6 protein-coding genes are annotated in these 11,956 nt (G+C 41.9%); all 6 read left to right on the top strand.

Annotated elements, in window-relative coordinates; translation table 11 throughout:
• Positions 1-41 precede the first annotated feature (41 nt).
• The 6 genes from DESACI_RS16240 to DESACI_RS23155 all read left to right on the top strand — a co-directional run bounded on the left by DESACI_RS16240 (position 42) and on the right by DESACI_RS23155 (position 11,505).
• Positions 42-1,415 carry a UbiD family decarboxylase gene (locus tag DESACI_RS16240; RefSeq protein WP_014828288.1) on the top strand — a complete coding sequence of 458 codons (1,374 nt, stop codon included), beginning with the start codon at positions 42-44 and terminating at the stop codon, positions 1,413-1,415.
• A gap of 12 nt (positions 1,416-1,427) precedes the next feature.
• Complete coding sequence (locus tag DESACI_RS16235) at positions 1,428-3,506, top strand: hydantoinase/oxoprolinase family protein (protein WP_014828287.1); 2,079 nt, start codon at positions 1,428-1,430, stop codon at positions 3,504-3,506.
• Positions 3,487-5,205, top strand: a complete 1,719-nt coding sequence (locus DESACI_RS16230) for a hydantoinase B/oxoprolinase family protein (RefSeq protein WP_014828286.1) — start codon at positions 3,487-3,489, stop codon at positions 5,203-5,205. The genes DESACI_RS16235 and DESACI_RS16230 overlap by 20 nt, the downstream gene beginning before the upstream one ends.
• 687 nt (positions 5,206-5,892) lie before the next feature.
• Positions 5,893-6,180 (top strand): LapA family protein, encoded by a 288-nt coding sequence (locus DESACI_RS16225; protein ID WP_014828285.1) that lies wholly within the window; start codon positions 5,893-5,895, stop codon positions 6,178-6,180.
• Positions 6,181-6,469: 289 nt separating this feature from the next.
• Complete coding sequence (locus DESACI_RS23160; protein ID WP_014828284.1) at positions 6,470-8,494, top strand: oxygen-binding di-iron domain-containing protein; 2,025 nt, start codon at positions 6,470-6,472, stop codon at positions 8,492-8,494.
• Entirely contained in the window at positions 8,491-11,505 is a 3,015-nt protein-coding gene (locus tag DESACI_RS23155; RefSeq protein WP_014828283.1) for a glycosyltransferase, read from the top strand. The genes DESACI_RS23160 and DESACI_RS23155 overlap by 4 nt, the downstream gene beginning before the upstream one ends.
• Positions 11,506-11,956 lie beyond the last annotated feature (451 nt).

Genomic DNA, 11,956 nt, shown 5'->3' with positions numbered 1-11,956 from the left:
CAATGGGAAATAGGCCAAAGCTACTAAAGGAGGCATATTCGTTGGAACAGGATTTGAGAGGGTTCATTGAACGCGTTAAATCTCAGAATCCGTCGGAGGTTATCCGCGTTCAAGAGGAGATAGACCCTAAGTATGAAATAAGTACGTTAATCATGGAACTGGAGAAAGCCCGCCGCTGCCCGTTAACGATTTTTGATAACATAAAAGGTCATGCTATTTCTGTGGTTGCCAATGTCCTGGCTCCTCGTGACCGTCTGGCTTTGGCGCTGGAGGTTGCACCTCATGATCTGGCAGCAGAATATTCCAAACGTATTAATCAGCGTATTGACCCTGTGGAGGTCGATGAAGCACCTTTCCGGGAGAATGTCTTGATTGGTTCCGAGGCAGACCTTTTTAAATTGCCAATTTTAACTCACTTTCCAATTGATGCCGGCCCTTATATCACTGCGGGCCTGGTCATTGCCAAAGATCCGGAAACAGGCGTAGAAACCGCCGGATATCATCGGATGCAGCTAAAAGGGAAGGATAAATTAGGGATAAGTCTTCATTCCCGTCAACGTCTTTGGGAGTATTTCCGTCGTTCGGAAGAACTGGGGAAATCTCTCGAAGCAGCGGTAGTTCTGGGCATTCATCCCAACATATCGATGGGTTCGATGGCCTTAGTCCCTTATCATCTCGGAAAATATGCGGCGATGGGAGGATTATTCGGTGCTCCGTTGGAAGTCGCCCGCTGCAAAACAATCGATCTGATGGTTCCTGCATTCGCTGAGATAGTCATTGAGGGAGAAATTGTCGCTGGAGAGCGGGAATCTGAAGGGCCATTTGCAGAATTTACGAATTATGCTTGTTATCGCAGTACGGAAAATGTTTTCCGGGTAAAGGCAATCCAATACCGAACGAAACCTCTCTTTCAAGACATAACACCGGGAATGAGTTCTGAACATATTACCATTGTTGCGGTCCAAAGAGAAGGGGATGTCTTAAATGCACTGAACAGAACTCTTCCTAATGTCAAGAATGTCCATGCTCCGGTTTCGGCCTGTGGCTTATTTCACTGCTATATTTCCCTGAAAAAGATTGCCGAGGGGCAAGCCCAGCAAGCAATTTTTACGGCCTTTTCGGTTGATCATAATCTGAAAATGGTGGTGGTTGTGGATGAGGATGTGGATGTCTTTGATGAACGGCAGGTTCTCTGGGCCATGGCTACCCGACTGCAAGCCGATCGGGGCGTGACGATTGTACCGCAGCATATGGGTATGGGCTGTACCCTTGATCCGTCATCCGATGAGTTAAGCCGTACTTCAAAAATGGGTATAGATGCGACGAAACCTCTCTCAGGGTTTGCACCGACCGTTGAAATGTCAGCAGAAGTTCAAAAACAGATTCGTAGGTTCATGGGATCTTTTGGTTTATAGAGGAGGCAAGGAATGTACGAAATCGCTGTAGACATCGGAGGAACATTTGCTGATTTTGTTGCGAGGGACAAACAAGGGCGCGCGTTGACAGTAAAGATTCCTTCTAAGCGGGAAGACCCAGAAGAAACCATAATCTCAGGATTAAGAGACTTGGCTCAAAAATCAGGCCTGAAACTCAAAGAATTCATGCCGCAAATTGATAAATTTGTTCATGGTACAACTGTGGGAATTAACGCGTTACTTCAGGGACAGGGAGCAAAAACGGCTTTGATTACTACCGAAGGTTTTCGCGATGCCTTAGAATTACGGCGCTCTCAACTGTCGGAACAATGGGATTTCGGACTGCCATTACCTCCCGTTTTAGTTCCTAGGTATCTGCGGATTGGTTTGCGGGAGAGGATGGATTATCGAGGAGTGCCGCTAATCAGTATTGATCAAGCGCAAATAGCCGAAATCGCTGAGTTTTTAGTACAAGAAAAGGTAGAATCTGTCGCCGTATGTTTGCTGTTCGCCTGCCGAAATCCTACGCATGAAAAAGAGTTTAAGTATTTATTACAGGCTCTCCTGCCCAACGTTTTTATATCGTTGTCATCAGAACTTTCCTCACAAGTGGGGGAATATGAACGAACCTCTACAACAGTCTTAAATGCTCGGCTCAGCCCGTTGTTAAGCAATTATTTACTGGAAATAAGCAATCATCTGCAGGATTTCGGTCTAAAAGTACCTATATCAATCGCCCAGAATAATGGTGGTCTGACAGATCTAGTCCAAGCAAGAAAGAAAGCAGTTACTACCCTTTTTTCCGGTCCGGCCGGAGGAGTAAAAGGGGGATGGGCCTTAGCTCATGAGTTATCACTTTCAGAATTAGTCGTAACAGATATGGGGGGAACTAGCTTCGATGTTTCCCTCATCCGCCTGGGCAAGATGGAAGTAACACCTCAGTCAGAGGTTGCCGGATACCCGCTCCAATTACCGATGTTAGATATTCATACTGTAGGTGCGGGCGGGGGAAGTGTTGCTTGGCTGGATCATGGTGGGATGCTGCGAGTTGGACCTCATTCTGCAGGGGCTAATCCAGGACCGGCTTGTTATGGCTTAGGAGGGGCAGAACCGACGATTACTGATGCTGCTCTCGTGATGGGTTTAATTGATGCTCATGATTTCTTGGGTGGACGAATGATATTAGATGTGGAGCAAGCCTTTAAGGCCATTGAAACAAAAATTGCCCATCCCTTAGGGTTATCTGTCCCTGAAGCAGCCTACGCAATTTATAAGGTAGCCCTCTCGCTGATGATTGATGCGGTCTATCTCATGACTGTCAAAAAAGGATATGATCCCCGTTTATTCTCCTTGGCAGCAGTAGGAGGTGCTCTGCCCTTGTTTGCAACAGCTTTGGCATCTGGAATTGGCATAAACAAGGTCGTGGTCCCCGAAATGGCTCCGGTTTTTTGTGCTCAAGGGTTACATTATGCTCCTTTTCAAGTTGAGGTATCGAGTACCGTCTTCGAACCTTTAGGTGAAAGCGTTAACTCGAATTTGCAGCAAACGCTGCTACAACTTAAGGATCAGGCGGATCAGGAAATGTCTCGGCTAGGTATTACTGAGGATCAGCGTAGTTATGTTTGGTCAGCAGATTTAAAATATCCTGATCAACACCATGAAATCAGTATCGAATTGCCTTGCGACGTAGCGGACTTTCCGCTTTGGCAGCAGTTGGGTCAGGAATTCCACGCCCAACATCAAAGGCTTTACGGTTATTGTCAGACTGAGAAATCATTAACACTGGTTAATGTAAAACTGCTCGTTAAAGAGAAGGAAAAAATTCCTTCGGACCAAACAGAGCATTATACAATTCTGGAAACGCCAGACGATGGCATGTGTTCATTATATCTAAACGGGAAGTTTCAAACGCTCAAGAGTTATCGGTGGAAAAATTTGAAGCCAGGAATGTGCTTAAAGGGACCCGCAGTCATTAAAAAAGAGTACACCACTGTTTTATTAGAGTACAATTGTCAGGCATACATCGATCAGTTCGGAAACTTGTTAATCTATTTAGGAAGGGATGCTCTAAATGAATGCCAAAGTGGATGAGGTTATTGAGCGTTCTGTAATAGCGAATCGCTTGGATACGATCACCAAAGAAATGGGCTGCGCGTTGGAAAAGTCATCCAGATCCCCGATTTTTGCCGAGGCATGCGATTTTGCCTGTGGTATATGCAACGGAAAAGGAGAGTTAGTTTCCCAGATCAATGGTATCCCAATTTTAGCCGCGGCAGGAACTTTTAGCGTTCAGGAAGTCATTAAGAAGTACTCTGGCCAGATTCATGATGGCGACGTTTTTATCATCAATGATCCTTATCAAGGTGGAAATCATCTGCCGGATATAGGAATTATTACACCGTTATTTGAAAATGGAGAGATTCTCTTCTATTGTGTCAGCAGGGCTCACCATGGAGATATCGGAGGTTCTGTCGCCGGTAGTTATAATCCTAAAGCAACTGAGATTTACCAGGAAGGTTTACGTATACCCCCCATCAAATTAATAAGTCGGGGCCGGATAATCCCTGAGGTTCAAGAGTTGATCCTGCGCAATGTCAGAAATCCGCAAATGCTACAAAGTGATTTGTGGTCGCAAATTGGTGCTAACAATATTGGAATTGCTCGTCTAAGAGAATTATTGAACCACTACTCTGCGTACCGAATCAAAGAAACAGTGGAATACCTTTTAAATCATGCGGAAGAACTCACGCTCCAAGCTATAAAACGAATCCCAGATGGAGAATATACCGGCGAAGAATGGGTAGACGACGACGGCTTTCAAGCTAATCCGATCAAAATCAGGGTTACAGTGAAGGTTCTAGAGGAAAAGATGACTCTCGACTTTTCCGGCACCGATTCACAAGTCCTGGGCTTCGTCAACTCTGCCTTGGTGACAAGTACATCTGCCGCTTGGATTGGGGCCCTTTGGGCACTGGGTTCTCATATTCCACGGAATAGCGGGGCTTTTAGGGCAATAAGTGTAGTCTTGCCTGAGGGGAGCCTTCTCAATCCCGCCGATCCCGCACCGGTGACCTTGAGTACATTGACTCCCGCCAGTGAGATCATTAGTGCTGTTTTTCAAGCTTTGGAACCTGTAGCCTGTGGACAACTGCCGGCCGGTTTTGGACGTTACTGTGGTCCGTCTTTCTATGGTATCGATCCGAGAAATCATGAATTTTACGTTGGTTTTGCTTTCTGTGCGTTGGGTTCCGGAGGTGGACTAGAAGGTCGCGACGGCTATCCTTACATGGCTCCGCTATCCAACTATGGAGGTGTTCGCGCGCCCAATATTGAGGTCAATGAGATCCAATATCCCCATTTAACCTTGTGTCATGAATTTGAGATGGACAGCGCAGGTTCGGGAATGTGGCGCGGTGGACCAGGTATTCGATACAGCCTCAAATTTTATGGTGGCAACACAACTATTGTCATGTTTGGAGATGGAATGAAAATACCACCATTTGGCTCTTCCGGGGGTAAACCGGGAAGTTTGAATCAGGTTGAATTAACTTCAGCAGAGGAAGAAACTATTTATCTAAGAAGCAAAGAAGGTGCGCGTTCGTTGCAAAGTGAGGAAGTTCTCACAATTATTTCTTCAGGTGGGGGCGGGTGGGGAGACCCTTATCAGCGAGATCCTGAGTTGGTTCGACAGGATGTTCGAGACGGAATTATTTCCTTACTTAAGGCCAGACAAGATTATGGAGTAGTCTTAACGGATAAGAGTATTGATCAAGGGGAAACAGAAAAATAACGCAGTATGGGCAAAATGGATGTGTAGGGATGAAAGAGCTTTCTTATGGGTGATGAACAAACTTGTTGCCCATAAGGAAGCTTCTTTAATTGGAAAACGATATTGGTAACTGTAAAATAAACATGCGCATGGGCAATAGTCCTATAATATCTTAATGTGAGGTCTTATTTTTTTAAACGGTGGGTATGATGGCGTCGTTCATATTGTAAATTAGTCAGTTGGCGAGATTGCTTTATTCTTTACAAGTAATTTTAATTACAAAGAAGGAGTATTTTTATTTACCAAGAATACCCTAATATACAATCGTATCAATATTGGGGGTGAAGTGAATGAGTTTCTATGGATGCAGCAATGAGACTTAGCCTGCTTCATGACGAAGATAAATGTAGCGTTAATGAACAACTTTAGGATGCAAGAAACAATTTTACGAGAAGGGCATTTAGAAGATGAATAGGATCGGTGGTGTCAGTAGCTGGATGAATTAATATAAGTGTAATCGGCGGCTTTAGCTTATAATTGCTGAGGCCGCTGTTTTTAGTATCAAGTTTCCTTTTCTGGAATTTGGCAGTTAAAGTTTATGTGACATAAAGGGCTTTTCAGGCAGTTCTATTTGTTTTGATGCAGGAATTATCATAGATTGACTCGAACATAAAGAGAAATGCCGAATAATAAGGGAGGCTTAATAATATGATCATCTTAATATTGACTTTAGTCTTTGCTTTGCTTGTTGCGATTTTTGCCGTGCAAAATGCTGATTCGGTAATAATTCAATTTTTCTGGGTTACGGAAAAAGTCCCCCTGGTTTTAGTGATTTTGGCCTCGGCTTTAGCAGGAGCCCTTATTGTGTTCCTTTTAGCGATATGGAGAGAGTTCAGATACAAAAGGAAGAAAGCGGTTAATTCTAAACCACTCGCAACCAGTGATGTAATAGCTCATAAAGAGAAGGAGGAAACACCAGAACCTGAAGCTAAGTGAGTTCGAAATAATCGTGAGTTCCATCCGAGTTAGAATTCGTTGGATGGTTCTCAATAGAGCTAATTGGCCAGTAGCTTGTGGCTAACAAGGTCAAGAACCATTTTTGGAAGGCGAAAACACTGTAATCAGGCGTTTGAATTGACTGATTACAGTGTTTTTAGATGGAGCTGTGTCGTATTTTAAGACGTTTACAAATTTTGTATTTAGAATTATGAAGGAATTAAGTATTTATTGGAGAATTTTTAAACGTAACTATTTAATTTGCAAATAAGGGGCCAAAGGTTGAATAATGAATACGAATGTCGTTGAAATAGCTGAAGATATCTTTTGGGTTGGAGGGAGTGACCAGGAAGGCGGCCTTCACTGCAATCCCTATCTGCTAATTGATGGAGATGAGGCGGTTCTCATTGATCCCGGCTCAGTCCTGGATTTTGATTATGTCTTTGAAAATGTTTGCAGTATAGTTCCCTTAGCTAAAATCAAATACATTGTACTCCATCACCAAGATCCAGACCTGTGTGCCAGTGTCCCTTTGTTTGAGCAGAAAGGTGCAGTGTTTGAGGTTGTGACCCATTGGCGGACTCAAACCATAGTAAAGTATTATGGTATCAAGTCCAAGTACTATAGTGTAAACGAACACGACTTCAGGCTAACTTTAAAATCAGGGAGAGTTTTGGGTTTTGTACAAACACCGTATCTTCATTTTCCAGGCGCTATAGCAACGTACGATTATTCTTCAAAGACCCTATTTTCCAGTGATCTTTTTGGAGCCTTTTCCTACGGCTGGAGTCTTTATGCCGGAGAAGATTATCTTGAGAAAATGAAAACGTTTCATGAACACTACATGCCTTCTAATGATATCTTAAGACCTGTTATGGAAGTCTTCCTCGGCATGGACATATCTATGATCGCTCCTCAACATGGATCGATTATTAGGAATAACGTGACAAAGTATATAAAGGCCTTAAGGGATTTAGAATGCGGGGCATTTATGGCCCCGCTTAAAAAAGATCTTGCTAAGTCTGGCGGGTATCAATTAATCTGCAGCTTAGTCTTTAAGCGCTATGCAGCTATTTTTAACAAGACCGAAGTACTTGAAGCAATTAATGACTTAGATATCAGTTTTGATCAAGAGACTTTGGAAATTTCCGATTATAATTATACAGGTAAGGTACTGTGGAATTTGCTGTTCGAACGTTTTTTGGCTCGCAAAGGACTACAGTGGCTTATAGTCATTGAACCTTTTGTCAAACGGTTAGCCGAGGAATATGATATCTCAATTCCGGAGGTATTTATTACAACCTTAAAGCGAGCTGAAGAAGAAGCTGTCAATCTAACGAACGAAAACGTAAGACTTAAGGAAATGAATGATAAACTTAATAACAGTGTTAGAGAGGCTCAGGAGAGTCTTATTAAATGTCCTGTTACGGGTTTATATAACTATCAATTTTTTAGAAATTATCTGGAGAGTGAACTGAAAGATTTACTTACTGAACAGTTTTATCAAAACCCGGCTCTAATCCTTATTAATACCGACAATATGGCTAAAATCAAATTCTCATACGGCGATAAAGAAGTTGATGAGGTTTTAAAGAACATTGTTTACATAATAAATGACCTCAAAGATGAAAATACGGTTTTATTTAGGCTTCAGGGTGCATCCTTTGCCTGCTATCTTCCGCACATCTTAAAGGAAACAGCTGTAGAATTTGCAGAAAAGGTTCGAAATGAGATCGCCGCTTCCAATAAGTTTATTGAGAAAATAACGGTATCCATTGGGGTCATTAGTTTGGAAGAAATAAGGGATCTGGATACCTATGTCAACGATCCTGCTGAAGCATTGTATAATATTGCCCTCATGAGAGTAAGGCTTGCCAAAAATATGGGTATGAACATCGTGTGTCAAAGCTCTTCGGTAGAAACCTATCAAGAGGAGCTAGGCAGAATTTTGGTAGTAGATAACGATGCTATGAGTATCGATGTTTTGAAAACCTTCCTGGAAAGTTTAAATTATCAAGTTTTTACAGCGAACGACGGGGAACAAGCCCTGGAGATTGCTGAAAGGCAAAGCTTGGATCTCATTATTTCAGACGTTATGATCCCGAAAATAGACGGCTTTTTAGTCCGCGAAAAACTTTTGTCTCAATCCCATACCAAGAATATTCCCTTTATTCTCATCTCACATTTAAAAAATGACGATTCGGTCAAGAGAGCCATGAGCTTAAATATAGACCATTATCTTAAAAAACCCTTTATGCTTTCTGAATTACTTGGTTTAGTTACCAATAGGGTCAAAGGAGCAGCTTTTCTATGAACTATAGTATTCAGCTTAGCATGGTTGTTGTCTTTTTCTTAAGCGCTTTAAATCTCGTTATAATTGGCAGCTTGCTGTACGGAAGACTCCACAATTCTATAGCTGAAGGGATATCATTAGAACAGCAACGAAGATTGTTGAAATTATTATCGGGAAAAATTGTCGATCTAAAACAAAAAGGTTTGATTATCAACTATTTAAATCTTAGGGAGACTATTGAACTGAATGAGCAAACTATTGGAAATGTCAACAAAGCCGTGGATATATTCAAATCCAATAGGAACTATTTGCAAAAGCTTAAATCCAGGTCCCGAATAAAGAGAATTGAGGCAGCTGTTTTTCTTGGGTTCATGGGAAACGATGCTGCTCGGATAGCAATGGAAAAGGCTATTTTGCGGGAAAAAGATTATCCTGTCAAATTATATATTGCCAATGCTTTGACGGAGATTGCTGACCCTGAATCACTGCCGGTGCTCGTTTCCTCATTAAAAAATTCTCATCGTTGGTATAGAGAACGGGTAAATATGTTAATCTCAGACTTTGGGGACGCTTTCAACGCCTATTTAACTCAAATTTCCGGCAGCGAACTTATTGAGATTAAGGAACTCATTGTAGATTTTGCGTCTGTCAATTTTTCTGAGACTGTAAAAGACTATTTGCTGGAATTAATCGATTGTAAAGAGGAAGCCATTAAGAAACTTCAGACTCTCTATGGAGCTAGTACTGAGAAAGCATGCCGTAACTGCATTTTTTATGCTGGATCAGAGGATCAGGACAAAGGCGTTTGTAAATTCCAAGGAGCAGTCAGCTCATCTTACGTGTGCCAAAGACACCAAGTACTTCCCGTCAGTGTCAATTATAAGGAAAACTATACTAAATTGGTTTACAAGGCCGCTGATATATTGGCGCGCTATTATCCTAAAGTTTTGGATCATCCTAAGTACTTAAGTTCCGAGGATATAGAGCTTAGAAACCTTGCGATTCAATCACTGGCCAACATTAAGACGCTGGGTAATTTAACCAAGGTGCTTTCTCTGCTGAACAATGAGGGCAATGCCAGAAGTGTGGTTAATTCCGTTACCAAAATCATTGAACGCAATCCCAGTTATATCCATGTGGTAGTAAAGCAATTCGAAAAAGAAAAAGACTCCGCGGTTCGCCTCAGGTTATCCGAAATTCTGGCTAATAAAATAGCTTATTTCATTATGAAATTGGGTAAACAGGACGGAAAAGCGGTCGGAGACATTATTAAGCAGGTCATTCTTCTAGGACATACCAGCGAAGTTATTGATTTCTTAAATAAAAACAAGGACTTGGACCTTGAAAATGAACTGTTGGCGATTATTAAAGACGTCATCAGGCAATCTGACAAACATAAGAACGAATTTAAGCGCTACTTAAATGAGAGACTTGTCCATAAATGTGGTCTGATTAAGACTGAGGAGATACCGGCTAAAAAGGAAGAACAAAAGGACTGGAAGCTTATCCGCAGCCTTTATCTTATCTTGTTCTCAATCCTTGTATTTTTCCCCACTCTTTATTGCCTAAGGCATCAGGATATTCTTTTTACAGCCCCTCTTGCGGAACAAGTCAAGCTATTTGTCATCGATTTTAACTATTACCTAGCTTATTACTCTATAACCATTAATTTGATCTATCTGACCCTGCTGGCACTTTCCTATGTTAATGTAAAAAAACAGCTCAAACTATGGAGGATAAAAAGTCTTTCCCTCTTGTTTAAGCCTAAAATGCTTCCCACTATTTCGATTATTGCTCCGGCCTACAATGAAGAAAAAACGATTATTGAGAGTGCTAATTCACTGCTTAATCTCAAATACCCCGACTATGAACTTGTCATTGTTAATGACGGATCAAAAGATAATACTCTGGAAGTGTTAATTAACTATTTTGATCTGATGAGGGTTGATTATGTGTTTGACAATAAATTAAACACGAAGCCTATACGAGGGGTTTATCAGAATCGTTCAATTCCCAAACTTATTGTTGTAGACAAGGATAATGGGGGGAAAGCTGACTCCCTAAACGCAGGAATCAATATCTCCAACAAAGAATATTTCTGTGGGATTGATGCCGATTCTCTGCTTGAAGATGATGCTTTGCTTAAATTAGCTTCACTGACGTTAGACAAGGGTGTTGAAACACCGGCGTTAGGCGGAAATATCTTTCCTATCAATGGGTGTACCATTGAACGGGGGCAAATTAAAGATGTTCGGATACCCGAGAATCCGTTAGCGCGATTTCAAACCATCGAATATATCAGGGCGTTTATGGCCGGGCGTTTGGGCTGGGCTTTAACGAATAGTTTGCTCATTATTTCCGGAGCATTTGGCCTCTTCCGAAAGGAACGAGTTATCAGCGTTGGCGGGTATCTCACGAGCAGCGGTAAATATGCTAAAGATACTGTAGGCGAAGATATGGAGTTAGTTGTTCGTATCAGCAGGTTAATGAGAGAGTTGGGCCAAAACTATAGAATTTGTTACGCCTTCAATGCCAATTGCTGGACGGAAGTCCCTGAAGATCTCGAAAGTTTAAAGAAACAGCGCTATCGCTGGCACAAGGGTCTGATAGACATCTTAACGTTTCATAAAACGATGTTGTTTAATCCGAGATATGGCAGAATAGGGATTGTTGCCATGCCTTATTTTCTATTCTTTGAGATGATCGGTCCTCTTCTTGAAGCCTTGGGTTATCTCATGGTCATCGCAGCTTTTATATTAGGGTTACTAAATGCTCAAATTGCCCTTCTTCTCTTTATATCTACCATTTTAATGGGTGTGCTTGTATCCGTCTCTTCGTTACTCATTGCGGAAAAAGACAAGACGTATTTCAAGCTGCGTGATATCATGCTACTAATAATTTACGCCATAATTGAGAATTTTGGCCCCAGACAGCTTTTTAGTTTATGGCGCGTGGGGGGCTATTTGAACATGCTGAAAAAACCCGGTGGCTGGGATAAACCGGTGAGAAGGGGGTTCACAGCAAAGGTATAGGCGCTAGAGATTCAGTCATAAGGCCAGAGAGTTTAGTTATATCCCTGAGAGACAACTTCCGGTTGTACCGCAGAGGCTCCGAAAAATAAAACGTGTCCGTTTTGTTTTTCGGAAATCAATATCAAGGCTACAAGATGTCCCCATTGTACAGCAAATATTGAAGATTGATGAAGAATTCTGCAGGAAGTTCTTTGCGGCCAATCACAATACCCCGATCATTCTGGCAAATGGCTGCTTGTCTGATTTAGTCTCTACTGAGACCCTTACGACATTGTCCGCGGTCGAGGCACGTTGATATCATTTCGGCTCCTATGTCGGTATTATGCTGGAATGTCGTGTGATGAGCTAATGGCTAAAAGCTATTGGCTCAATTTTTTTGCAAAATTGTGCTATCAATCCTCGTAAAAGGTATCTTATCTTTTTAGATTGGTATATTAGTTGGCTGAAAATT

The sequence above is a fragment of the Desulfosporosinus acidiphilus SJ4 genome (assembly GCF_000255115.2).
In the GTDB taxonomy this organism is placed as follows: Bacteria; Bacillota; Desulfitobacteriia; order Desulfitobacteriales; family Desulfitobacteriaceae; genus Desulfosporosinus; species Desulfosporosinus acidiphilus.
This window is presented reverse-complemented; position numbering and strand designations above follow the sequence as displayed.

Excerpts from the sequence above, each read along its gene's own strand:
- DESACI_RS16225 (WP_014828285.1), top strand. The coding sequence starts at position 5,893 with ATGATCATCTTAATATTGACTTTAGTCTTTGCTTTGCTTGTTGCGATT.
- DESACI_RS16230 (WP_014828286.1), top strand. The coding sequence starts at position 3,487 with ATGAATGCCAAAGTGGATGAGGTTATTGAGCGTTCTGTAATAGCGAAT.
- DESACI_RS23160 (WP_014828284.1), top strand. The coding sequence starts at position 6,470 with ATGAATACGAATGTCGTTGAAATAGCTGAAGATATCTTTTGGGTTGGA.
- DESACI_RS23155 (WP_014828283.1), top strand. The coding sequence starts at position 8,491 with ATGAACTATAGTATTCAGCTTAGCATGGTTGTTGTCTTTTTCTTAAGC.
- DESACI_RS16235 (WP_014828287.1), top strand. The coding sequence starts at position 1,428 with ATGTACGAAATCGCTGTAGACATCGGAGGAACATTTGCTGATTTTGTT.